The sequence below is a fragment of the Streptomyces sp. NPDC002776 genome (assembly GCF_053592195.1).
The window spans coordinates 218,249-242,133 of the sequence record NZ_JBSFVG010000010.1; the positions used below are offsets into that span (position 1 = coordinate 218,249).

The 23,885-nt window shown below is 71.7% G+C and carries 17 protein-coding genes; 4 read left to right on the forward strand and 13 right to left on the reverse strand.

The window, feature by feature from the left end:
* Positions 1-108: 108 nt before the first annotated feature.
* The gene (locus ACWD11_RS21635) at positions 109-1,035 is read right to left on the reverse strand and encodes a proline dehydrogenase family protein (RefSeq protein ID WP_451284805.1); all 927 of its coding nucleotides are present in this window, start codon (positions 1,033-1,035) and stop codon (positions 109-111) included.
* Positions 1,036-1,197: 162 nt separating this feature from the next.
* Between ACWD11_RS21635 and ACWD11_RS21640 the strand changes: the two genes are divergently transcribed.
* A complete protein-coding gene (locus tag ACWD11_RS21640; protein ID WP_389414801.1) occupies positions 1,198-2,385 on the forward strand; it encodes a PucR family transcriptional regulator in 1,188 nt (395 codons plus the stop codon).
* A gap of 9 nt (positions 2,386-2,394) precedes the next feature.
* Here the strand turns inward: ACWD11_RS21640 and ACWD11_RS21645 are convergent, their stop codons facing one another.
* Complete coding sequence (locus ACWD11_RS21645) at positions 2,395-2,979, reverse strand: TetR/AcrR family transcriptional regulator (protein ID WP_389414802.1); 585 nt, start codon at positions 2,977-2,979, stop codon at positions 2,395-2,397.
* 84 nt (positions 2,980-3,063) lie between these two features.
* Here ACWD11_RS21645 and ACWD11_RS21650 point away from each other — a divergent pair, with 84 nt between their 5' ends.
* The gene (locus ACWD11_RS21650; protein WP_451284807.1) at positions 3,064-4,602 is read left to right on the forward strand and encodes an MFS transporter; all 1,539 of its coding nucleotides are present in this window, start codon (positions 3,064-3,066) and stop codon (positions 4,600-4,602) included.
* 12 nt (positions 4,603-4,614) lie between these two features.
* On the opposite strand, the gene serA is transcribed toward ACWD11_RS21650, so the two are convergent.
* From serA to ACWD11_RS21680, 6 genes are all read right to left on the reverse strand, one after another.
* Positions 4,615-6,204, reverse strand: a complete 1,590-nt coding sequence (serA, locus tag ACWD11_RS21655) for a phosphoglycerate dehydrogenase (RefSeq protein ID WP_451284809.1) — start codon at positions 6,202-6,204, stop codon at positions 4,615-4,617.
* Between the two features lie 228 nt (positions 6,205-6,432).
* A complete protein-coding gene (ilvC, locus tag ACWD11_RS21660; RefSeq protein WP_389414804.1) occupies positions 6,433-7,431 on the reverse strand; it encodes a ketol-acid reductoisomerase in 999 nt (332 codons plus the stop codon).
* A 117-nt stretch (positions 7,432-7,548) separates the two neighbouring features.
* On the reverse strand, positions 7,549-8,073 hold the full coding sequence (gene ilvN / locus ACWD11_RS21665; RefSeq protein ID WP_383313593.1) for an acetolactate synthase small subunit: 525 nt from the start codon (positions 8,071-8,073) through the stop codon (positions 7,549-7,551).
* A gap of 20 nt (positions 8,074-8,093) precedes the next feature.
* The gene (locus ACWD11_RS21670) at positions 8,094-9,950 is read right to left on the reverse strand and encodes an acetolactate synthase large subunit (RefSeq protein WP_389414805.1); all 1,857 of its coding nucleotides are present in this window, start codon (positions 9,948-9,950) and stop codon (positions 8,094-8,096) included.
* Positions 9,951-10,164: 214 nt separating this feature from the next.
* A complete protein-coding gene (locus ACWD11_RS21675) occupies positions 10,165-13,167 on the reverse strand; it encodes a putative bifunctional diguanylate cyclase/phosphodiesterase (RefSeq protein ID WP_389414806.1) in 3,003 nt (1,000 codons plus the stop codon).
* A gap of 381 nt (positions 13,168-13,548) precedes the next feature.
* Positions 13,549-14,523 carry a 2-hydroxyacid dehydrogenase gene (locus ACWD11_RS21680; protein WP_451284814.1) on the reverse strand — a complete coding sequence of 325 codons (975 nt, stop codon included), beginning with the start codon at positions 14,521-14,523 and terminating at the stop codon, positions 13,549-13,551.
* Between the two features lie 76 nt (positions 14,524-14,599).
* Here ACWD11_RS21680 and ACWD11_RS21685 point away from each other — a divergent pair, with 76 nt between their 5' ends.
* Both ACWD11_RS21685 and ACWD11_RS21690 read left to right on the forward strand, forming a co-directional pair.
* Complete coding sequence (locus ACWD11_RS21685) at positions 14,600-15,598, forward strand: aldo/keto reductase (protein ID WP_389414808.1); 999 nt, start codon at positions 14,600-14,602, stop codon at positions 15,596-15,598.
* A 113-nt stretch (positions 15,599-15,711) separates the two neighbouring features.
* On the forward strand, positions 15,712-16,917 hold the full coding sequence (locus tag ACWD11_RS21690; protein ID WP_451284816.1) for a PQQ-dependent sugar dehydrogenase: 1,206 nt from the start codon (positions 15,712-15,714) through the stop codon (positions 16,915-16,917).
* 42 nt (positions 16,918-16,959) lie between these two features.
* Here the strand turns inward: ACWD11_RS21690 and ACWD11_RS21695 are convergent, their stop codons facing one another.
* The 5 genes from ACWD11_RS21695 to ACWD11_RS21715 all read right to left on the reverse strand — a co-directional run bounded on the left by ACWD11_RS21695 (position 16,960) and on the right by ACWD11_RS21715 (position 23,822).
* On the reverse strand, positions 16,960-20,022 hold the full coding sequence (locus tag ACWD11_RS21695) for a helix-turn-helix transcriptional regulator (RefSeq protein WP_451284818.1): 3,063 nt from the start codon (positions 20,020-20,022) through the stop codon (positions 16,960-16,962).
* Between the two features lie 65 nt (positions 20,023-20,087).
* On the reverse strand, positions 20,088-20,273 hold the full coding sequence (locus ACWD11_RS21700; RefSeq protein WP_389414811.1) for a hypothetical protein: 186 nt from the start codon (positions 20,271-20,273) through the stop codon (positions 20,088-20,090).
* Positions 20,274-20,462: 189 nt separating this feature from the next.
* Positions 20,463-20,990 (reverse strand): hypothetical protein, encoded by a 528-nt coding sequence (locus tag ACWD11_RS21705; protein WP_451284820.1) that lies wholly within the window; start codon positions 20,988-20,990, stop codon positions 20,463-20,465.
* A gap of 35 nt (positions 20,991-21,025) precedes the next feature.
* The gene (locus ACWD11_RS21710) at positions 21,026-21,601 is read right to left on the reverse strand and encodes a GNAT family N-acetyltransferase (protein WP_389414813.1); all 576 of its coding nucleotides are present in this window, start codon (positions 21,599-21,601) and stop codon (positions 21,026-21,028) included.
* Positions 21,579-23,822 (reverse strand): MMPL family transporter, encoded by a 2,244-nt coding sequence (locus ACWD11_RS21715; RefSeq protein WP_389414814.1) that lies wholly within the window; start codon positions 23,820-23,822, stop codon positions 21,579-21,581. Before ACWD11_RS21715 ends, ACWD11_RS21710 begins: the two co-directional genes overlap by 23 nt.
* Positions 23,823-23,885 lie beyond the last annotated feature (63 nt).

Below are 23,885 nucleotides of genomic sequence, written 5' to 3' on the forward strand. Positions count from 1 at the left end.
GAAGAAGCGCAGGTTCGCCGGCTTCTCCGCCAAACGCCGCATGCTGTGCTTTCCCGGGGGCCGACCCCCGGACCCCCAGCAGGGGGAAGTCTCTGCGTACGTCATGTCTCAGCCTCGGGTGAGCATGCTGCGGACGAAGAAGCGCAGGTTCGCCGGCTTCTCCGCCAGGCGCCGCATGAAGTAGCCGTACCAGTCGGTGCCGTAGGCGGTGTAGACGCGCATCCGGTGGCCCTCGGCGGCCAGGCGCAGGTGCTCGTCGCCGCGGATGCCGTAGAGCATCTGGAACTCGTACTCGTCGAGCTTGCGCCCGGCGCGGTGGGCCAGCTCCTGGGCGATGGAGATCAGACGCGGGTCGTGGGACCCGATCATCGGGTACCCGGAGCCCTCCATCAGGATGCGCATGATCCGGACGTACGCCTTGTCGATCTCGGCCTTGTCCTGGTACGCGACCTCGGCGGGCTCCTTGTAGGCGCCCTTCACGATGCGCACCCGGCTGCCGTTCGCGGCCAGGCGGCGGGCGTCGGCCTCGGTGCGGAACAGGTAGGCCTGGATCACGCAGCCTGTCTGCGGGAAGTCCTTCCGCAGTTCCTCGTGGATGGCGAACATCGAGTCGAGGGTCGTGTGGTCCTCCGCGTCCAGGGTGACCGTGGTGCCGATGGCGGCGGCGGCCTCCACCACCGGGCGGACGTTCGCCAGCGCCAGCTCGTGGCCGCCGGGCAGCGCCTGGCCGAACATCGACAGCTTCACGGACATCTCCGCGCGGGTGCCGAGCTCCAGCCCCTTGAGCCGGTCGATCAGCGCCAGATAGGCGTCGCGGGCGGCCTCGGCCTGCGCGGGGGTGGTGATGTCCTCGCCGACCACGTCCATGGTCAGCTCCAGGCCCTTGGCCGTGAGGTCCTCGACGATCGGGACGATCTCGTCCACGGTCTCGCCGGGGATGAACCGGTCGACGACCTGCTTGGTGACCGGAGCGGCCGAGACGAGACGTCGCATCCGGTCGCTGCGCGACGCGGCGAGAATCACGGGACCCAGCACGGGGCACCTCCACAACCATCAGAAACAGGCCGTATCCCAACGGTTCGGGTACGGCACGGAGAACCACCGTGAAACCTAAGGATCCCTCCGATCCTCGGCCATCGACAGCTGTCACGCATCCGTGCCGCAGATCTCATACAGATGTATGAGGCACCTCGGAAAATGCGGGAGAATGCCCGGGTGACGTCGGAATTCAAGGGTGACTACCAGGAGCTGGTCGACGAGATCTCGGAGCTGCTGGGCGCCCCGGCGACCCTGGAGAACCGCGACTTCGAGCTGATCGCCTTCGGCGCCTATGACAGTGAGGACGAGCTGGACGCCTCCGCGCTGGACCCCGTGCGCACCCGCTCGATCCTGACCCGCCGCTCCACGGCCGCCGTCCGCGCCTGGTTCGAGGGCTTCGGCATCACCCGCGCGAGCGCCCCCGTCCGCATCCCGCCCACCCCGGAGGCCGGCGTCTACCGCGGCCGGATCTGTCTGCCGGTACGTCATCGGGGCGTGGTCCTCGGTTACGTCTGGCTCCTGGACGACGACCCGGGGCCCACCGACCGCCGGCTGGCCGCCGCGATGGACGTCACCGTCCGCATCGGCGCCCTGCTCGCAGACGAGGCCCAGCACGGCGCCGACCTCACCCGTGAGCTGCGGGCCGTCCTCACCGCCGAGCGGGACTGGCAGCGCGAGATGGCCGTCGCCGAACTCCGCACCGCCCTCGGCGTACGCGCCGACTCCCTCCACACGGTCGTCTGCGTCGCCCCTTGGCCCTCGGCCGACCCGGACGACGCCCCCTCGGTGCGCACGGTGCCGGGCGCCACGGCGCTGTGCACGGTGCCGTGGGGGGCGACGGCCCACTCGCTGGCGCTGCTGATCCGGCTGCGCTCCCCGGAGGTGCTGACTCCGGCGACCGCCGCGGCCGGACGGCTGCTGGAGCGGGTGGGCGGACCCGGGGGCGCGGGCATCGCGGCCGCCCGGGCCGGGCTCGGGGAGCTGGGGGCGGCCTGGCGGGAGGCGTCGGCCGCGGCGCGCGCGGTGCTGGCCGAGCCGCGGCTCGGGCCCGTCGCGCAGTGGGCCCGCATCGGTCCGTACCGCCTGCTCACCGCGCTGCCGCCGGGGACGGCGCTCGATCCGGCGGTGGCCCCGCTGCTCTCCCCCGCGCACCGGGAACTCGCGCGCACCGCCGAGGTCTACCTCGACCGCGCGGGACAGGCGGCGCGCACGGCCGCCGAGCTCGGGATCCACCGGCAGACGCTCTACTACCGGCTGTCCCGGGTGGAGCAGCTGACGGGTCTCGACCTGGACGACGGGGAGGACCGGCTGCTGCTGCACATGGCGCTGAAGGGGGCGCGGCTGTAGTCGGCCTCCCTAGTTCCGGGTGGCGGCCTCGATCACCTGGCGCAGCCCTTCGGTGAGCTGCTCCGCACCCGGCGCGGTCTTCGGGTCGAAGGTCCACTGGGCGATGAGGCCCGTCATGAGGGTCACGTAGAACATGCCGAGGGTGTCGGCGGTCCCGTCCTCGACGTCCTCCTCGCGCCCGCCCATGAGCAGCGGAATCAGACCGCGCCCGGCCTCCCGCTGAGCCACCGCCAGATGGTCGCGGACCTCCGGGAGTTGGTCGCCCATGACGACGATCTCCATGCTGAGCCGCCACAGCGAACCGGGCTCGCGCATGGTGGCGATGATGTTCGACCACACCTGCTGGAACCGCTCGACCGAACCCGGCTCCGCGGTAATCCCCGCGGCCCTGTCGCCCTCGAAGGCGTCGCCCACCTCCTCGACCAGCGCCACGTAAGCCTGCGCCAGCAACGCGTCCTTCGAGCCGTAGTGATAGCCGATCGACGCCAGGTTGGTCCCCGACTCCCTGACGATGTCGCGCGCGGTCGTCCGCACGAACCCCTTCGCCAGCAGGCAGCGCTTGGCGCCTTCGAGCAGATCCTCACGGTGTCCCATGACGGACAGCCTACCCTCGGTCCATACGTCCGTCCTATACACTCGTCATAGACGGACGTTTTATACGTGTGTACATTCCCCGCCATGACAATCAACCCCCTGTCCCCCACCCGTGCGGGCCGCCGTGAGTGGACCGCGCTCGGCGTGCTGATGCTGCCGCTGCTGCTGGTGTCGATGGACGTCTCGGTCCTCTACTTCGCCGTCCCGGCGATCGGCGCCGACCTGGCACCGACCGGCACCCAGCAGCTCTGGATCTTCGACATCTACGCCTTCGTCCTGGCCGGCCTGCTGATGACGATGGGCTCGCTCGGCGACCGCATCGGCCACCGCCGCCTCCTGCTGATCGGCGCCGCCGCCTTCGGCACCGCCTCACTGGCCGCGGCCTACGCCAACAACGCCGGGATGCTGATCGCGGCCCGCGCGGTGCTCGGCATCGGCGGCGCGACCCTGATGCCCTCGACGCTGGCCATGCTCCGCACGATGTTCACCGACCCCGGCCAGCGCGCGAAGGCGATCGGGCTGTGGTCCGGCGTCATGACGGCCGGGGTGGCGCTCGGTTCGGTGCTGAGCGGGGTCCTGGTGGAGTACTTCTGGTGGGGCTCGGTGTTCCTGGTCAACCTGCCCGCGATGGCGCTCCTGCTGCTCCTCGGCCCGCTGCTGCTCCCCGAGTCGAAGGACCCCGAGCCCGGCCGCTTCGACCTGCTGAGCGTCCCGCTGTCGATGGCGGCCGTACTGCCCGTGATCTACGGCCTGAAGGAGATCCCCTCCGAGGGCTGGAACGTCCGCTACGTCGTCTCGGTCACCGTCGGCCTGCTCTTCGCGACGCTCTTCGTCCACCGCCAGCGCACGGCCGCCTCCCCGATGATCTCCCCCGCCCTGTTCCGCGGCCGGGGCTTCGCCCCCGCGGTCGCCCTGAACCTCGTCTCGGCGTTCGGCATCATGGGCTCGGCGTACTTCACCACGCAGTACCTGCAGTCCGTCCTCGACAAGAGCGCGCTGGAGGCGGCCCTGTGGGCGCTGCTGCCGTCGGTGCCGATCGGGGCGGCGGCACCGATCGGTACCCGGCTGGTGCAGAAGGGCGCCGACCGGGCCCATGTGGTCACCGGCGGCTTCCTGATCGCCGCGTCGGGCTTCGGGCTGCTGTCCTTCGCCGGTACCGACTCGCTGTGGCTGGTGCTGACCGGGTGCGCGGTGCTCGCCGTCGGCGCGGTCGTGGTGATGTCCCAGATCATGGACCTGGCGATGGGCGCCGCCCCGGTGGAACGGGCGGGCTCGGCGTCCTCCCTGATGGAGACCGGCGCCGAGTTCGGCGGCGCGCTGGGCATGGCCCTGCTCGGCTCCATCGGTACGGCGGTCTACCGCCACGGGATCCCGGACTCGGCCCCGGCACCCGCCCACGAGACGCTGGGCGGGGCACTGGCGGTCGCCGACCGGGTGCCGGGCCTCGCCACGGCCGCGCGGGAGGCGTTCACCAGCGGGATGCAGGGGGCGGCGGTCGCGGGGGCGGTGGTGCTGGCGGGGGCGGCGGTACTGGCGGCGCTCACCCTGCGGCGGATCGAGGTGCGGGAGCAGACATGCGAAACGCCGGACGAGCCGAGAGACCTCAGCGCGTCCGGCGTTTGAGCGGCAGTGGCGTCAGGTCAGGTTCACCGCACGGGCGGACGTCGCCCCGATCTCCTCGGCGACCTCCGCCAGCACCCCGGAGGGCACCGTGTCGTCCACCGTCAGCACGGCCAGCGCCTCGCCGCCGGCGACCGCGCGGGACACCTGCATGCCGGCGATGTTGATGCCCGCCTCGCCGAAGACCCGGCCCACGGTGCCGACGACACCCGGACGGTCCTCGTAGCGCAGCACCACCATGTGATCGGCGAGCGCGAGGTCCACGTCGTAGTCGCCGACCGCGACGAGCTTCTGGAGGTGCTTGGGGCCGGCCAGGGTGCCGGAGACCGCGACCTCCTCGCCGCTGCCGAGCGTGCCGCGCACGGTGACGACATTGCGGTGGTCGGCCGACTCCGAGCTGGTGGTCAGCCGCACCTCGACGCCGCGCTCCTGGGCGAACAGCGGGGCGTTGACGTAGGAGACCGTCTCGGCGACGACGTCCTCGAAGACGCCCTTGAGCGCGGAGAGTTCGAGCACCTTGACGTCGTGCTGGGTGATCTCGCCGTACACCTCGACGTCGAGGCGGACCGCGACCTCACCGGCGAGCGCGGTGAAGATCCGGCCGAGGCGCTCGGCGAGCGGCAGGCCCGGCTTGACGTCCTCGGCGATGACACCGCCCTGGACGTTCACCGCGTCCGGGACCAGCTCACCGGCGAGCGCGAGCCGCACCGAGCGGGCGACGGCGATACCGGCCTTCTCCTGCGCCTCGTCGGTGGAGGCACCGAGGTGCGGGGTGGCGACGACCTGGTCGAACTCGAAGAGCGGGGAGTCCGTGCAGGGCTCCTTCGCGTACACGTCGAGACCGGCACCGGCGACCCGGCCCTCCTTGAGGGCGGAGTACAGCGCCTCCTCGTCGACGATCCCGCCGCGCGCGGCGTTGACGATGCGGACGCTCGGCTTGACCTTGCGCAGCGCCTCGTCGCCGATGAGACCGACGGTCTCCGGGGTCTTGGGAAGGTGGACGGTGATGAAGTCGGAGACCTCGAGCAGCTCGTCCAGCGACAGCACCTTGACGCCCATCTGCGCGGCGCGGGCGGGCTGGATGTACGGGTCGTAGGCGACGACCTTCATACCGAAGCCGGACATGCGCTGGGCGACCAGGGCACCGATCCGGCCGAGGCCGACGACGCCCAGGGTCTTCTCGGCGAGCTCGACGCCCGTGTACTTGCTGCGCTTCCACTCGCCGTTCTTCAGCGCGGCGTTGGCCTGCGGGATGTGGCGGGCGGTGGCGACGAGGAGGCCGCAGGCCAGCTCGGCGGCGGTCACGATGTTGGACGTGGGGGCGTTGACGACCATCACGCCGGCCTTGGTGGCGGCGGAGACGTCGACGTTGTCCAGGCCGACGCCGGCTCGTGCGACGACCTTCAGCTTGTGCGCGGCGGCGATGGCCTCGGCGTCGACCTTGGTGGCCGAGCGGATCAGGATCGCGTCCACCTCGGCGATGGCCGGGAGCAGCTCGGCCCGGTCGGCGCCGTTGCAGTGGCGGATCTCGAAGTCGGGGCCGAGCGCGTCGACGGTGGCGGGCGACAGCTCTTCAGCGATGAGTACGACGGGTTTCGAGCTCACGTGAGTCCTCACATGTCCATTGCGGACGGCCGTCCCGACGGCCGCTGGCGGTGGAGGGGCTTGCCGCGTGGAAGACGCACGACGCTGTGGGCCTGACGCGTATGTTGTCGAGAAGTGTAGTGCTGCGGGCCGAGGCGTCTTACGCCGCAGCGGAAGGATCACCCGTCCGTGGCTGGACGTGGTGGACAACGGGGCCGGAGCGACCGCTCCGACCCCGTGACATGCGGCTTACGCCTCCTCGTCGACCCAGCTCATGAGCTTGCGCAGCTCCTTGCCCGTGGTCTCCAGCAGGTGCTCGGAGTCCTGCTGCTTGTACTCGTTGTACTTCTTCAGACCGCCGTGGTACTCGTCCATCCAGGCCTGCGCGAAGGTGCCGTCCTGGATCTCCGCGAGGACCTTCTTCATCTCGGCCTTGGTGGCGTCGGTGATGATCCGCGGGCCGGTGACGTAGTCGCCCCACTCGGCGGTCTCGGAGATCGACCAGCGCATCTTCTCCAGGCCGCCCTCGTACATGAGGTCCACGATCAGCTTCAGCTCGTGCAGGCACTCGAAGTACGCGATCTCGGGCTGGTAGCCGGCCTCGGTCAGCGTCTCGAAACCGGCCTTGACCAGGGCGGCGGTGCCACCGCAGAGGACGGCCTGCTCACCGAACAGGTCGGTCTCGGTCTCCTCGGTGAAGGTCGTCTTGATGACGCCGGCGCGGGTGCCGCCGATGCCCTTGGCGTACGACAGGGCGAGCGCGAAGGCGTTGCCCGTGGCGTCCTGCTCGACGGCGGCGATGCACGGAACGCCGCGGCCCTCCTCGTACTGGCGGCGGACCAGGTGGCCCGGGCCCTTGGGGGCGACCATGCAGACGTCGACGCCGGCCGGGGGCTTGATGAAGCCGTAGCGGATGTTCAGGCCGTGGCCGAAGAACAGCGCGTCGCCGTCCTTCAGGTTCGGGGCGATGTGCTCCTCGTAGACCTGGGCCTGGATCGGGTCCGGGACGAGGATCATGATGACGTCGGCCTCGGCGGCGGCCTCCGCCGGCGTCACCACGCGCAGGCCCTGCTCCTCGGCCTTGGCCTTGGACTTGGAGCCCTCGTGCAGACCGACGCGCACGTCGACACCCGAGTCACGGAGCGACAGCGCGTGGGCGTGGCCCTGGCTGCCGTAACCGATGACCGCGACCTTGCGGCCCTGGATGATGGACAGGTCGGCGTCGGCGTCGTAGAACAGCTCGGCCACTTTGGGTTCTCTCCTTGTGTGCAGGTGTTGCGTCCCACCGTATGACGGCGGGCGGAAGGGAAGTTCGGGGGTCTCGGTATGCGGGCGGCCGGTGTCCCCGGCCGCCCGCATCCGTCGTTATGCCGACCGGTCGAGGGCGCGCAGCGAGCGGTCCGTGATCGAGCGTGCTCCGCGTCCGATCGCGATCGTGCCGGACTGGACGAGCTCCTTGATGCCGAAGGGCTCCAGCATCTTCAGCATCGCCTCCAGCTTGTCGCTGGAGCCGGTGGCCTCGATCGTGACGGCCTCCGGGGAGACGTCGACGGTCTTGGCGCGGAACAGCTGGACGATCTCGACGATCTGGGAGCGCGTCTCGTTGTCGGCGCGCACCTTCACCAGAACGAGTTCGCGCTGCACGGCCGAACCGGGCTCCAGCTCGACGATCTTCAGCACGTTGACGAGCTTGTTGAGCTGCTTGGTCACCTGCTCCAGCGGCAGGTCGGCCACGCTGACCACGATGGTGATGCGGCTGATGTCGGGGTGCTCGGTGACACCGACCGCGAGCGAGTCGATGTTGAAGCCGCGGCGGGAGAACAGGGCGGCGATCCGCGCCAGGATGCCGGGCGTGTTCTCCACCAGGACCGAGAGCGTGTGCTTGGTCATTTTCTCTGCGTCTCTCTCGCTCAGTCGTCTTCGTTGTCGCCGAAGTCGGGGCGGACGTCCCTGGCGGCCAGGATCTCGTCGTTGGAGGTGCCGGCGGCGACCATCGGCCACACCATCGCGTCCTCGTGGACGATGAAGTCCACGACGACCGGGCGGTCGTTGATGGAGTTGGCCTCCTCGATCACCTTGTCGAGGTCGGCCGGGTCCTCGCAGCGGATCGCGTAACAGCCCATGGCCTCCGACAGCTTGACGAAGTCGGGGACGCGGGTGCCCGCGCTGGGCTGCTTGCCGTCCGCCTCCGGGCCGCTGTGCAGCACGGTGTTGGAGTAGCGCTGGTTGTAGAAGAGGGTCTGCCACTGGCGGACCATCCCGAGGGCGCCGTTGTTGATGATGGCGACCTTGATCGGGATGTTGTTCAGGGCGCAGGTGGCCAGTTCCTGGTTGGTCATCTGGAAGCAGCCGTCGCCGTCGATCGCCCAGACCGTACGGTCCGGTGCGCCGGCCTTGGCGCCCATCGCGGCCGGGACCGCGTAGCCCATCGTCCCGGCGCCGCCGGAGTTCAGCCAGGTCGCGGGCTTGTCGTACTCGATGTAATGCGCGGCCCACATCTGGTGCTGGCCCACGCCCGCGGTGAAGACCGTTCCCTCCGGGGCGAGTTGACCGATGCGCTCGATGACCTGCTGCGGCGACAGCGAGCCGTCCTCGGGCTGGTCGTAGCCGAGCGGGTAGGTCTCGCGCCAGCGGTTCAGGTCGTTCCACCAGGCGCTGTAGTCGCCCTGGTGGCCGTCGTTGTGCTCCTTCTGGACCGCCTGGATCAGGTCGGCGATGACCTCGCGGGCGTCCCCCACGATCGGCACGTCGGCGGCGCGGTTCTTGCCGATCTCGGCCGGGTCGATGTCGGCGTGGACGATCTTGGCGTGCGGGGCGAAGCTGTCCAGCTTGCCGGTGACGCGGTCGTCGAAGCGGGCACCGAGGGCGACGATCAGGTCGGCCTTCTGCAGCGCGGTGACGGCGGTGACCGATCCGTGCATGCCCGGCATTCCCACGTGCAGCGGGTGGCTGTCGGGGAAGGCGCCGAGCGCCACCAGGGTGGTGGTGACGGGCGCTCCGGTGAGCTCCGCGAGGACCTTCAGCTCGGCGGTGGCCTTGGCCTTGAGGACGCCGCCGCCGACGTAGAGGACGGGCCGCTTCGCGGAGGTGATCAGCTTGGCCGCCTCGCGGATCTGCTTGGCGTGCGGCTTGGTGACCGGACGGTAGCCGGGCAGGTCCATGACCGGCGGCCAGGAGAAGGTGGTCTGTGCCTGGAGGGCGTCCTTGGCGATGTCGACCAGGACCGGGCCGGGGCGGCCGGTGGAGGCGATGTGGAACGCCTGCGCGATCACCCGGGGGATGTCATCGGCCTTGGTGACGAGGAAGTTGTGCTTGGTGATCGGCATGGTGATGCCGACGATGTCCGCTTCCTGGAACGCGTCCGTGCCGATCGCCTTGGAGGCCACCTGGCCGGTGATCGCGACCATCGGCACCGAGTCCATGTGCGCGTCGGCGATCGGCGTGACGAGGTTGGTCGCGCCGGGGCCCGAGGTCGCCATGCAGACACCGACCTTGCCGGTGGCCAACGCGTACCCCTCGGCCGCGTGACCGGCGCCCTGCTCGTGGCGCACCAGGATGTGACGCACGCGGGTGGAGTCCATCAGCGGGTCGTACGCCGGAAGGATGCAACCACCGGGAATGCCGAACACCGTGTCGGCCCCGACTTCCTCGAGGGAGCGGATGAGGGACTGCGCACCCGTGACGTGCTCGGGGGCGGACGGCTGTCCTCCGGAACGGGGCCGCGGCTGCGGATGATGGGCCCCGGTGGCCTGCTCGGTCATCGGCATTCTCTTCTCGATGCTGAGGGTTTTTGCGAAGTTTGTACGGTGTACGACTGCTGCTGGTGCAACAAAAAACCCCTCGTGCCGTCAGGCAAGCGAGGGGAGCGCGCCGGGAGTGGGTCGCTGAGCGGTCAAGGGCTCAGCGTCAGCCGACGCGCTTTCCAAGTACGAGAATTCGGGTGCGCATGGCACTGACCCTCCCCCCGGCACGCACCGCGTGTCAAGGTGGTGGGACGGGAGTCTCATTATGTGAGCGACGGGTGCCGCCGCCTCCGAGAACGGCGGGCACCCCCCGGCCCTGCGGCTCCCGCACACCCGCGAACGCCGGCTCCCCCGGCCCGTGCGGGACCGGGTAGCGGCCGGAGGCGAGCGCCCGGCGCAGCCGGTACTCGTCCACCGGACCGGAGAAGGCCATGCCCAGGCCGTGGGTGCAGCCCATCGCCCGCAGCGCCACCACCTGCTCGGGCAGGTCCACACCCTCGGCCACGGACTGCAGCCCCAGGTCGGCGGCGATCCGCAGCAGCCCGCTGGTGATCTTGTGCAGCCGCGCGGACTCCACGACGCCCTCGACCAGGCCGCGGTCCACCTTGAGCACGTCCACGGGAAGCCTGCGCAGCGCGGCGATCGCCGCGCCGCCACTGCCGAAGCCGTCCAGCGCGATCCGCACGCCGAGTCTGCGCAGCGCGCCCAGGCGGCGCTCCAGCTCGTCCAGCGAGCCCCGTACGTCGGTGTCGGCCAGCTCGATCACCAGCGAACCCGACGGCAGCCGGTACCGGGTGAGCAGGGCCTCGATCGAGTCGGGCGGCATCGAGCGGTCCAGCAGCCGGCGCGCGCTGATCCGGACGGTCACCGGCACCGAGAGCCCGGTGGCGGCGCGCTCGGCGGCCTGCTCCACGGCCTCCTCCAGCATCCAGCGGCCCAGCTCGGCGGTCTTGTCGCTGTCCTCGGCGACCCGCAGGAACTCGGCGGGCGTGAACAGCACGCCCTGCGAGGACCGCCAGCGCGCCTGGGCGGCGACCGAGGTGATCCGGCCGTCCTCCAGGCACACCACCGGCTGGTGCAGCAGCGCGAACTCGCCGTCGTGCAGCGCGGCCCGCAGGCGCGTGGCCAGCTCGGCCTTGCGTACGACGTCCTGCTGCATCTGCGGCTTGTACAGCTCGACCCGGCCCTTTCCGGACGCCTTGGCCCGGTACATCGCGAGGTCGGCGTTGCGCAGCAGCTCGCCCGCGCCCAGGCCCGGCTCGGCGAACGCGACGCCGATGGAGGCGGCGACCCGGACATCGTTGCCGTCGATGACGTACGGCTGCGACAGCGTGAGCCTGAGGCGGTCGGCGAGATCCAGGATGTGCCGTTCGCGGGCGGACCGGTCACGGGTGCCGTCTCCGACGATCAGCGCGGCGAACTCGTCGCCGCCGAGCCGGGAGGCGGTGTCCCCGTGCCGGACCGCCTCCTGGAGCCTGCGGGCGGCCTGCACGAGCAGTTCGTCCCCGGCCTGGTGCCCGATGGTGTCGTTGACGGCCTTGAAGCCGTCCAGGTCGATGAAGAGGACGGCCGTGCCGCGCAGGGCGGCGCCACGGTCGGAGGCGCGGCGGCCGGACAGGGCCTGCTGCACGCGCTTGGTGAACAGGGCGCGGTTGGGCAGGTCGGTGAGCGGGTCGTGCTCGGCGTTGTGCTGGAGCTGCGCCTGCAGGCGGACGCGCTCGGTCACGTCCCGGCTGTTGAAGATGAGGCCGCCGTGGTGGCGGTTGACGGTGGACTCCACGTTCAGCCAGCCGCCGTCGCCGGAGCGGAAGCGGCACTCGATGCGCGTAGTGGGTTCCTCGTGCGGGCTGGCGGCGAGGAAGCGGCGCACCTCGTGCACCACGCAGCCCAGGTCCTCCGGGTGGATGAGGTTGGCCAGTTCGGTGCCCACCAACTCCTCCGCGGGGCGGCCGTAGACGCCGGCCGCGGCCGGGGAGACGTAGCGCAGGATGCCGTTCGGCGCGGCGATCATGATGACGTCGCTGGAGCCCTGCACCAGGGAGCGGAAGTGGTTCTCCTTCTGCGCCAGTTCCTGGGTGAGGGTGATGTTGTCGAGCAGCATGATGCCCTGGCGCACCACGAGGGCGAGCACGACGGTGCCGCCGGTGATGAGCACGACGCGGTCGACGCTGCGGCCGTTGAGGACGTTGTAGAGGATCCCCAGCGTGCAGACGGCGGCGGCGAGATAGGGCGTGAGGGCGGCCAGCGAGCCGGCGATCGGCCGGGCCGCCGGGAACCGGCTGTGATCACCTCCCTGCGGGGGCAGGTGGTGGTGGCTGCCGCCGCCCCGCTGTCCCGGCAGGTGCTCGCGCACCACGCGCGTGTAGCCCTCGCCCTCCTGCCGCTCCGTGTCGCCGCCCCGGGGGGAGGCCCAGGGGGCGTAGGCGAGCAGCAGCGAGCCGGCGAACCAGCCCGCGTCGAGGAGCTGGCCGGAGCGGTAGTTGCTGTTCATCAGCGGCGAGGTGAACAGGGCATCGCACATCACGGTCAGGGCGAGTGCCCCGATCGCGGTGTTCACCGCGGTGCGGTTCACCGACGAGCGCCGGAAGTGCAGCGCCAGCACCATGCTGACCAGCGCGATGTCCAGCAGCGGGTAGGCCAGCGACAGCGCGGTGTGCGACACGCTCGTCGCCTCGGACTGGGCGGCGGTCTGGGCGAGGGCCAGGCTCCACGCCAGCGTCAGCAGGGAGCCGCCGATCAGCCAGGCGTCGAGGCCGAGGCAGACCCAGCCGGCCCGGGTCACCGGGCGCTTGGCGAGCACCAGCAGCCCCACGATGGCGGGCGGGGCGAAGCACAGGAAGAAGCCGTCCGCGTAGCTGGGGCTGGGCACGGGCCGCTCGAGCACGACCTCGTACCACCCCCAGACCAGATTGCCGAGGGACGCCATCACCGAGGAGAGGGCGAACAGCAGCCAGGCCGGCCGGAAGCGGATCCGGCGGCTGCGGGCGTACAGGAAGCACGAGACCGCGGCGGCAGCGGCCGCGGCGCTCAGCCCGAAGTCGCCCATGATCAACGCGAGTTCGTCCGAACCCCAGCCGAGCGCGGAACCGACGGCGTATCCCGCGCACACCAGGGCCAGAACGAGTTGGGGGACCATGCCCGCCCCGCCGCCGGAGGACGGCGGCCGGGGCAGCGCCCCCGACGAAGGATGGGCCCGCAACGCGCCGTTGAGGGTCGTCGTGGGAGGCGGCGGCGAGCTCACCGGTCCCTCCCGGTCCGCGCCGCTCCCGGGTCCCGGTGCGCTGGATGGGCCTGCCTGCGCCGGCTGCTGTGCCTGCGGTGATGGCTGTGGTGTCCGCCGGGACTGCCGTGGTGGCCGCGCCTGCGCGCGGCCGTGCGCCAGGGTCGCCGCCGGCGGCCCCGCCGCGTCGGATCGTTGGTCCATAGGCCGTGCATCGCCCGTCGCCCCCCTCACAGTCTGCAATGTCCATCCCCGGCGCCGAACGGTGCGCGGCGCAGCCCCTGTCGGGACGATACACCAGTCTCGTCACTCAGGGACATAGGTTCTCTACGCTCCGTGACGACCAGCGGGGATGCGGGTACGGACCGCGTCCGGAAGGTTGCGGAGGGTACCCGAACCGGGTTACGTGGCTGTCGCGTTGGTCGACGGGCCGCTGTCCGCACCCGTCGTAAGGATCACGTTGCGCAGCGGCTCCCGGTTCACGAAACGGCTCAACTGCTCGACCAGCAGCCGCTTGGCGCGGGGCATGAAGGCGGACGTCGGGCCACCGACGTGCGGACTGATGAGCACCCCGGGAGCCTGCCACAGAGGGTGGCCCGGCGGCAGCGGTTCGGGGTCGGTGACGTCGAGGGCCGCGGTGATGCGCCCGCTCTCCAGTTCGGCGAGGAGGGCCTTGGTGTCGACGACGCCGCCGCGGGCGATGTTCACCAGCAGCGCCCCGCCCTTCATCCGGGCCAGGAAGTCGGCGTCGACGAGGTGACGCGTGGTCTCGGTGAGCGGGGTGGAGAGCACGACGACGTCCGCCTCGGGAAGCAGGTCGGGCAGCCGGGTGAGTGGATGCACCGGCCCGCGCTCCGTAGTGCGCTCGGAGCGCGCGACGCGCGCCACCCGCGCGAGCTCGAACGGCGCGAGCCGGTCCTCGATGGCGGCGCCGATCGAGCCGTATCCCACGATGAGCACGGTCTTGTCCGCCAGCGCGGGCCGGAAGCCACCGTGCCACTCCCCCTTGTCCTGGGCGCGCACGAAGTCGGGGATGCCGCGCAGCGAGGCCAGGATCAGCGCGAGCGTGAGCTCGGCGGTGCTCGCCTCGTGCACCCCGCGCGCGTTGCAGAGCCGGACGCCCGCGCGCAGATGCCGCAGTCCGGGCTCGACGTGGTCGATGCCGGCGGACAGCGTCTGCACGACCTCGACGGAGCTCATCAGGGGCAGCGGGCGCTGTCCGAGTCCCGGCGGCTTCATGTAGGGGACGACGTAGAAGGCGCACGCGGCGGGGTCCGCGGGATAGTCGTCGGCGCCGTTCCAGAAGCGGTAGTCCGGCCCCTCGGGGAGCCCTTCGATCTCGTCCGGCGGGATGGGAAGCCACACGTCAGCAGTCATGCACCGGAGGCTATGTCAGGTCCCCGGGACGGCAGAGGTTAGGTTGGGGTGGCGGAAGAGGGAGGGTCACGAGCAGGTGGAGCGCAGGACGATCGGCGCGGCGGCGCTCGCGGTGGGGGCTGTCGGACTCGGGTGCATGCCGATGAGCTGGGCGTACAGCGGATCCCGGCAGCGCGGTGACGAGTCGCTGCGGGCCGTGCACCGGGCGCTCGATCTGGGCTCGACGCTGCTGGACACGGCCGACATGTACGGCCCGTTCACCAACGAGCTGTTGCTGGGGCGGGTATTGAAGGAACGCCGCCAGGACGCCTTCGTGTCGACGAAGGTCGGGCTGCTGGTCGGCGAGCAGCACATCGTGGCCAACGGCCGCCCCGGGTACGTGAAACGGGCGTGCGACGCCTCGCTGCGGCGGCTCCAGACGGACGTGATCGACCTGTACCAGCTGCACCGGGCGGACCCGGAGGTGCCGGTCGAGGAGACCTGGGGGGCGATGGCGGACCTCGTCCGGGCCGGGAAGGTACGGGCGTTGGGCATGTGCGCGGTGGGGGCGCGCGGCGGTCGCCGGTCCGGGAGCCGCCTGCACGACGCCACGCTGCGGCAGTTGCGGCGGATGCAGCAGGTCTTCCCGGTGAGCGCGGTGCAGGCGGAACTGTCGGTGTGGTCGCCGGAGGCGCTGGAGTCCCTCCTGCCGTGGTGCGAGGCGCGCGGCATCGGCTTCCTGGCGGCGATGCCGCTGGGCAACGGCTTCCTCACCGGCACGCTGACGCCGGGCGAGGGCTTCGAACCGGACGACGTCCGCGCCCGCCATCCCCGCTTCACGGCGGAGATGATGGCCGCCAACCAGCCGATCGTGGTCGGTCTGCGCCGCATCGCCCGCCGCCATGGGGCAGACGTCACCCCGGCGCAGGTGGCGCTGGCGTGGGTGCTGGCGCAGGGACGGCACGTGGTGCCGGTGCCGGGGGCGAAGCGGGAGCGGTGGGTGACGCAGAACGCGGGGGCGGCGCGGCTGCGGCTCACGGCGGAGGATCTGGCGGAGATCGGGGCGCTGCCCGGGGCGCGGGGGTCCTGGGACTGAGCCGGTGGGTACTTAGCCGGTGGGTACTGAGTCGGCGGGTACTGAGCCGGCGGTTGCCGGGCGGTCTTGATGCGGGAATCATTGATCGGGAACCTGTGAGGCGCGAGCGGTGTATGACAAGGAGAAGCCGCCGCGTCGAAGGGACCATGATCGTGCAACGTCGAGCTGTGTCGGCCGTACTGGCCGCGGCCGCGCTCCTGCTGACGGCCGGGTGTTCCTCCGACGACGAAGGGGGCTCGTCCGGCGCGGGTGACAGCGCGGCGTCGACCGGTGCGGCCTCCCAGGCACCACCGTCGTCCCGGGCCACCGACGACACCCCGCCCGCCAAGGGCTCCGCCAAGGTGGTGCGGACGGTCGCCGAGGGACTGAAGAGCCCGTGGGGCCTGGCCCCGCTGCCGGACGGCGACCTGCTGGTCTCCTCCCGTGACGAGGGCACCATCACCCAGGTCGACACCGAGAGCGGAAAGAAGACCGAGCTGGGCGAGGTGCCCGGGGTGTCCCCGGCCGGAGAGGGCGGCCTGATGGGCCTCGCGCTCTCCCCGGACTACGCCTCGGACCACATGGTCTACGCCTACTTCACCTCGGCCTCGGACAATCGCATCGTCCGGCTGCTCGTCGACGAGGACAAGCCGGCCGGCGAGCAACTGGGCGCCCCGGACACCGTCTTCAGGGGCATCCCCAAGGGCTTCGTCCACAACGGCGGCCGGATCGCCTTCGGCCCCGACAAGATGCTGTACGCGGGCACGGGCGAGAGCGGCGAGGAGGGGCTGTCGCAGGACAAGAAGTCCCTGGGCGGCAAGATCCTGCGGATGACCCCGGAGGGCGAACCGGCGCCGGGCAACCCCTTCCCCGACTCCCCGGTGTACTCGTACGGCCACCGCAATGTGCAGGGCCTGGCCTGGGACACCGAACAGCGCCTGTTCGCCGCGGAGTTCGGCCAGGACACCTGGGACGAGCTGAACGCGATCAAGCCGGGTGACAACTACGGGTGGCCCCGGGCCGAGGGCGAGTCGGACGACCCGGCGTTCCACAACCCGATAACCCAGTGGGCCACGGACGAGGCCTCCCCAAGCGGCATCGCCTACGCCGAGGGCTCGGTCTGGATGGCGGGCCTGAGGGGCGAGCGTCTGTGGCGCGTCCCCCTGAAGGGCACGGAGGCCGCGGCCGACCCGCAGTCCTTCCTGGAGGGCGAGTACGGCCGACTGCGCACGGTGGTCCCGGCAGGCGGCGACAAGCTGTGGCTGACGACGAGCAACACCGACGGCCGGGGCTCACCGGAGGACGCGGACGACAGGATCCTGGAGGTGCAGGTGTCCTAGGCGGCGAGGAACAGGTGTCCTAGCCGGCGAGGTGCAGGTGTCTTAGGCCGCGCCGCCCACCCGCTCTCCGTCCTCCGTCGGGAACAGCCCCATCCGGTGCGCCATCGCCGCGGCCTCGCCCCGCCCCGCGACGCCCAGCTTGGCGAGGATGTTGGAGACATGGACGCTGGCCGTCTTCGGGGAGATGAAGAGTTCCTCGGCGATCTGGCGGTTGGTGCGGCCGGCCGTGACCAGCCGCAGGACGTCCCGTTCACGGCTGGTGAGGCCGAGGGTGTCGGCGGCGGGGCGGGGCGCGTCGGGCGTGAGGGGGAGGCGCGCTCGCCGGGCGAGGGAGGCGACCTCGTCGGCGAGGGGGCGGGCGCCCAGGTGGTCGGCGACGGCGTGGGCGAGGCGGAGGAGTTCCGCCGCCGAGGCCCGGTCGTCCTCGCCGCCCGCCGTCACCAGGGCCTCGGCGAGCCGGTGGCGGACGCGGGCGAGGTCGTGGGGCCGCTGGAGGCGCTCGAAGGCGGTGACGACCGACGACCAGAGGTCGGGGGGCGCCTGTCCCTCGGCGCGGTGGAGTTCCGCGCGGACCCACTGCTCGTGGGCGCGCCAGATGGGCGCGTCGGTGGTGAGGGTCTTCACCGCGCCGAAGAGGCGCTCCAGGGTCTCGGTGCGGCCCTCGTCGGCGGCGGGGAGGTCCCGGGCGTCGGCCTCGGCGGTGGCGGCGGCCAGCAGCAGGGGCCAGGCGTAGCGCTGGGTGCCGGGCTGGAAGCCGGCGTCGAGGACGCGCGTGAGTTCGGCGCGGGCGTCCAGGATGCGGCCCTCGGCGGCCGCGAGGGCTATCGCGAGCCGGGACAGGGGCAGGTCGTTCTGCGGCATGGGGTCGTGGGAGCCGTAGGCGAGGCGGCCGTCGGCGAGGTGCCGGGCGGCCTCGTCCAGATGTCCGCGGGCCAGCGCGATCTGGGCGAGGCAGTGGGCGGCGCAGCCGCGCGGCTTGGCGACCTGGCCCACGCGCTGGGCGGCCAGCGCGGCCTGCGCTGCCTCGTCCCAGCGGCCCAGGGAGATCAGTGCCTCGGCGAGGTTGGCCCAGATCCAGGCCTCCGAGTCCCGCAGGCCCCGGTCCTGGGTGAGCCGCAGGCCATCGCGGAGGATCCCGACCGCGTCCTCGGAACGGCCGATGCCTTCGAGGACGGACGCCAGGTTGATGTGGCTGCGGCCGAGCACCGACGGCAGTCCGAGCGGCAGCGCCTGCTCCCGCACCTCGTACATCTGGGCGAGCCCGGTCTCGATGTCCCCGGCGTCGACGAGCAGTACCCCCAGGGTGAGGCGGGCGTTCAGTTCGATGTCGGAGGCGCCCACCATGCGCGCGTACTCGACGGCGCGCTCGGCGGCGGTCATGGCGTCCGGGCCGGGTGCCCGGACCATGGCCCAGGCGGCCGCGGTGGCCAGCACGTCGGCGTGCACCTCGGACGGCGGCAGGCCCCGGACCAGCTCCTGGGCGGTGCCGATCTCCTGCCAGCCGTCGCCGCGGGCCTGGGCCTGGACCAGCCGGGAGCGCTGGATCCAGAACCACGCGGCCCGCAGGGGATCGTCCTCGCCGTCGAGCAGACGCAGCGCCCGCTTGGTGATCTTCAGGGCGCGCTCGCGCTCCCCGCACAGCCGTCCGGCGACGGCGGCCTCGGCCATCAGGTCGAGATAGCGCAGGGGTGTGGTGGCGGGGTCGCAGCCGCAGGGCGGATAGACCTCGGTGTAGTCGACGGGGCGCAGGGTGGCCCGTACGTCCTCGGGCGCGGAGTCCCACAGCTCCATCGCGCGTTCCAGGAGCCGCAGTTGTTCGGAGTAGGCGTGCCGGCGGCGGGCGGTGACGGAGGCGTCCAGCACGGCGGGCAGGGCCTTGGCCGGGTCGTGGGCGTGGTACCAGTAGCTGGCCAGGCGCATGACGCGTTCGTCGGCGGGGACGAGGCTCGGATCGGCCTGGAGGGCCTCGGCGTAGGCGCGGTTGAGGCGGGAGCGCTCGCCGGGCAGCAGGTCGTCGCTGACCGCCTCGCGGACCAGGGAGTGCCGGAAGCGGTAACCGTCGCCGCCGGGCGCGGCGGTCAGGATGCTGGCGTTGACGGCGGCCCGCAGCGCCTCCAGGAGATCGTCCTCGGCGAGCCGGGCGACGGCGGCGAGCAGCCGGTACTCCACGGTGGAGCCGCCCTCGGCGACGATCCGGGCCACCCGCTGGGCGGACTCGGGCAGGGCCTCGACCCGCACCAGGAGCAGATCGCGCAGGGAGGCGGTGAGTCCGGTGCAGCAGCCCTCGTGGGCGGCGACGGCGAGTTCCTCGACGAAGAAGGCGTTGCCGTCGGAGCGTTCGAAGATCTCGTCGACCTGGGCCGGGTCGGGTTCGGTGGCGAGGATGCCGGCGATCTGGCGGCCGACCTCGGCGCGGCTGAACCGGGCGAGCTCGATGCGGCGGACCGTGCGCAGCCGGTCGAGTTCGGCGAGCAGGGGGCGCAGCGGGTGGCGGCGGTGGATGTCGTCGGAGCGGTAGGTGGCGAGGACGACCAAGCGGCCGGTGCGCAGGGTGCGCAGGAGGTAGGCGAGGAGGTGGCGGGTGGAGGCGTCGGCCCAGTGCAGGTCCTCCAGGACGAGGACGACCGTGCGGTCGGCGGAGACGCGCTCCAGCAGCCGGGCGGTGAGCTCGAAGAGGCGGGCCATGCCGTTCTCGTCGTGCCGCTGGGAGCCGGTCTCGCCGAGTTCGGGCAGCAGCCGGGCCAGTTCCTCCTCCTGGCCCGCCGCGGCGGCGGCGAGTTCCCCGGGAAGTTCGTGGCGCAGGGCGCGCAGGGCGGTGGAGAAGGGCGCGAAGGGCAACCCGTCGGCGCCGATCTCCACGCAGCCGCCGAGGGCGACGACGGCTCCCGCGCGGGCGGCGCGGTTGGCGAACTCCTCGACGAGGCGGGTCTTGCCGACCCCGGCCTCGCCGCCGAGGAGCAGCGCCTGGGGCTCTCCCCCGGTGCCGAAGGCCGGGGAGGTTCCTCCGGCCTCGGCACGGGCGAGCGCGTCGTTCAGGATCTGTACCTCGTCGGCACGACCGACGAACACCGGGCTGACGGACTGGTTCTCCACGGGCCAGAGCATCGCACGCGGCCCTGACGGCGGGGCACCGGTTTTCGTGGTGCGCCCTGGCGCCAGGCCCCCGATGGTCATGCGGTGCGGGTGATCCGCAGGCGGCCGAGACGGGAGGTATGCACCTCGCCCTCGGCGGCTTGGCGGGCCGCCTCCCGGCGGGCGGCGCGGCGGCCGCGGACGATCTCACGGGCCAGCCGGTCGTTCTGGGCCTCGCGCATGAGGTCGGCGGTGCGCAGGCGGTAGAGCTCGTGCTCGAACATGGTGTCCCCTTGGGAGAGTTGGCTTCGCTTTGTTGCGATGCCTCAACTCTCGTCTCCCAGGGGGGTCCGCCACATCGGGAGAGTTCCGCATCTTCGGCGGTGCCCGGGGCCTTAGATGCGGGTGAGGGGCCTCAGATGCTCCGTAAGGTGCTCACGGACGCTCTAAGACCCCTCAGGACCTGCGGTGATTCAGCCGGTGGAAGGAAGGCCGAGCAGGACGTCGGTGTACTTCAGGACGGCCAGCAGCAGGCCGATCACACCGAGCGCGACGCCGCCCCAGGCGACCGACTTGATCCACACGGGCTGCGGCTCGCCGGGAACGCCGAAGGCGGGCCGGGCCAGCACGAAGACGCCGGCGATCAGGGCGATGAGCGCGAACAGGCCCGCCCACAGGGCGGTGGTCTGCCAGGCGTCGCCGTAGACCTGCTGGACCTGCTGGGCGACGGTCGCGCTGGAGGAGGTCTCCAGCTGGCCGATGAGGGTCTCGCGCGCGGCGGCGACCGTACCGATCCAGCCGCCCGTCAGCGACACCAGGCCGAGCGCCGCGGAGACGACGGCGCCGGCGCCCTGTCCGACGAAGGAGGTGCCCCCGTCCTTGGTGGTGTCGGCGGCCTCGGCCTCCGTCACCTCGTCCATCACTTCGTCGTCGGGCTCGGTGGCCTCTACGGCCTCCGGCTCCTCGGCTGTCTTCGTCACGTCCACTGTCTTCGTTCCCATGTCTCGCACCGTACGGAGGCTGTCTGAGAGGTTTCTTAATGATCCTTGTGAGCGGTACGCGCGCGTGCGTGCGCCCACTCGGCGGCGAGGATCGCCCACACCTCGGTGTCGTGGCGGACGCCCCGGTGAGGATAGTTCTCCCGCAGGACGCCCTCCCGGGTCATGCCGAGCCGCCGCGCCACATTGATGCTGGGCTCATTGGCCGCCGCCGCGTGCCATTCCACGCGGTGCATGCCGCGCGCGCCGAACGCCCAGTCCAGGAGCGTCCGCATCGCGCGGGTGACGAGTCCGCGTCCGGTCGCGGCCGGCTCCAGCCAGCACCCGACCTCGCAGTTGCGGCTCGCGGCGTCGAAGTTCAGGAAGAGCACCCCGCCGACCAGCTTCCCGTCCAGCCACAGCCCGTGCAGGGACCCGGTGTCGGCGGCCCGCATGTCGGCGTACCGCTGGAGGACCTCGCTGGCACCGGCGGTGTCCTCGGCCTTCGAGCCGAACGGGACGTACTGGTTGATGAACTCCCGGCCGCGCTCCAGGTGCGCGAGGAACTCCTCGGCGTGCCAGGGCTCCAGGGGCCGCAGTTCGGCGCCGTCGTCACCCAGCGATATCGCGTACATCCTGCCGCTGCTCCTTCGCCAGTACGTCCGCCATCTCGGCGTCCGTCGCAGCGGCCAGCCTCTCATGGGCGGCGCGGGCCTCGGGCGGCTCGATGCTGATCCGGGGCAGCCGGGCGTCCAGCCAGCGTGGCAGCCACCAGTTGGCGCCGCCGAGGAGATGCATCAGGGCGGGCACGAGCAGGGTGCGCAGGACGAAGGCGTCCAGGGCGACGGCGGCGGCGAGCGCGATGCCGAACATGGCGATCACCCGGTCGCCGCTGAGCACGAAGGCGAGGAAGACCGAGATCATGATGACCGCGGCGGAGTTGATCACCCGGCTGGTCTCGGCGAGGCCGATCCGTACGGCCCGCCGGTTGTCACCGGTCTCCAGCCACTCCTCGTACATCCGGCTGACCAGGAACACCTGGTAGTCCATGGAGAGCCCGAAGAGCACGGACACCATGATCACCGGGAGGAAGGGCTCGATCGGCCCGGCGCGGCCGAGACCGAGCAGCTCGCTCCCCCAGCCCCATTGGAAGACGGCGACGACGATGCCGAAGGAGGCGGCGACGGCGGCGATGTTCATCGCGGCGGCCTTCAGCGGGATGCCGATGGACCGGAAGGCGAGCAGGAGCAGCAGACAGCCGAGTCCGACGACGACGCCCACGAACAGGGGCAGCTTGCCGACGATGACATCGGCGAAGTCGTCGTAGCCGGCCGTCACCCCGCCGACCTGCACATCGAGCGAGGTGCCGGTCTCCGCGCGCGGGAGCACCTCGGAGCGGAGCCGCTCGACGAGGTCGCTGGTGGAGCGGGACTGCGGCGAGGACTCGGGGACGACCGTGAGGTACGCGGTGTCGCCGGCCGCGTTGAAGGTCACCGGGGTCACCGCGGCGACGCCCTCGGTGGTGCGCAGGGTGGCGTCGAGGCTGTCCAGGGCGAGCTTGTCGTCGCCGCCGTCGACCTGGGTCACCAGGGTCAGCGGGCCGTTGACGCCGGGGCCGAAGCCGTCGGCGAGGAGGTCGTAGGCCTGCCGGGTGGTGGCGGTGTCCGGGTTGTTGCCCTGGTCGGAGGTGCCCAGGCGCAGCGAGAGGGTGGGCAGGGCGAGGATCGTGATGACGACCAGGGCGAGGGCGCCGAGCAGCTTGGGGTGCCGCTCGACGAACGCCGACCAGCGGGCGGCGAACCCGGTCGGCAGCTCGGGTTCGGGCCCGTGCTCGACGAGCCTGCGCCGCTCGCGGCGGCTGAGGGCGCGCAGGCCGATGAAGGACAGCAGGGCCGGCAGCAGGGTCACGGAGGCCGCGACGGTGAGCACCACGGTCAGCGAGGCGGCGACGGCGACGCCGTTGAGGAAGTTCAGCCGCAGGATCAGCATGCCCAGCAGGGCGATGCAAACGGTGGCACCCGCGAACACGACCGCCCGTCCGGTGGTCGCGACGGCCTGGGTGATCGACTCGGTGACGTCCAGTCCGCGCTTCAGGCCGCGCCGGTGCCGGGTGACGATGAACAGCGCGTAGTCGATGCCGACGCCGAGCCCGATCAGCATGCCGAGCATGGGCGCGAAGTCGGCGACGGTCATGACGTGCCCGAGCAGCACGGTCCCGGCGTAGGCGGTGCCGACGCTGACCAGGGCGGTGGCGATGGGCAGCACGGAGGCGGCGAGCGAGCCGAAGGCGAGGAAGAGGACGATCGCGGCGACGGCCACCCCGACCACCTCGGCGAGATGGCCGCCGGAGGACTCGGTGAGCCCGATCGCGGTGCCCCCGAGCTCGACCTGAAGCCCGTCGGCCTCGGCCTCCCCGGCGATGTCGACGACCGCCCGCACTTCGGCGGGGTCGATGTTCTCGGCCCGGTCCTCGAAGATGACCGTGGCGTAGGCGGTCCGGCTGTCCGCGCTGACCTGGGCCGCGCCCTGGCCGCCGTAGGGGCCGGTCACGGCGGCCACGCCGGGCAGCTCGGCGATCTCCTCCAGGGCGCGGTTCATCGTCTGCTGGACGTCGGCGGCACGCACGCTGCCGGCGTCGGTGTGCCAGACGACGGTGTTGCTGTCCCCGCCGAGGCCCTGGAAGCCGTCCTCGAGGAGCTGGGTGGCCCGGCCGGACTCGGTGCCGGCGACCTCGTAGTCGTTGGAGTACGCGGCGCCCGCGGCGACGGCCGCCGCGCTCACCGCGCCGAGGGCGAGAAGCCACAGCAGAACGGCGACAAGGCGGCGCTGGACACACCAGCGGGCGAGGGCTGCCACGAAACGTGCTCCCAGGAGTGCGATTTATGGATCTTTGACCGGGAACAGCGGTTCATGAGGTGA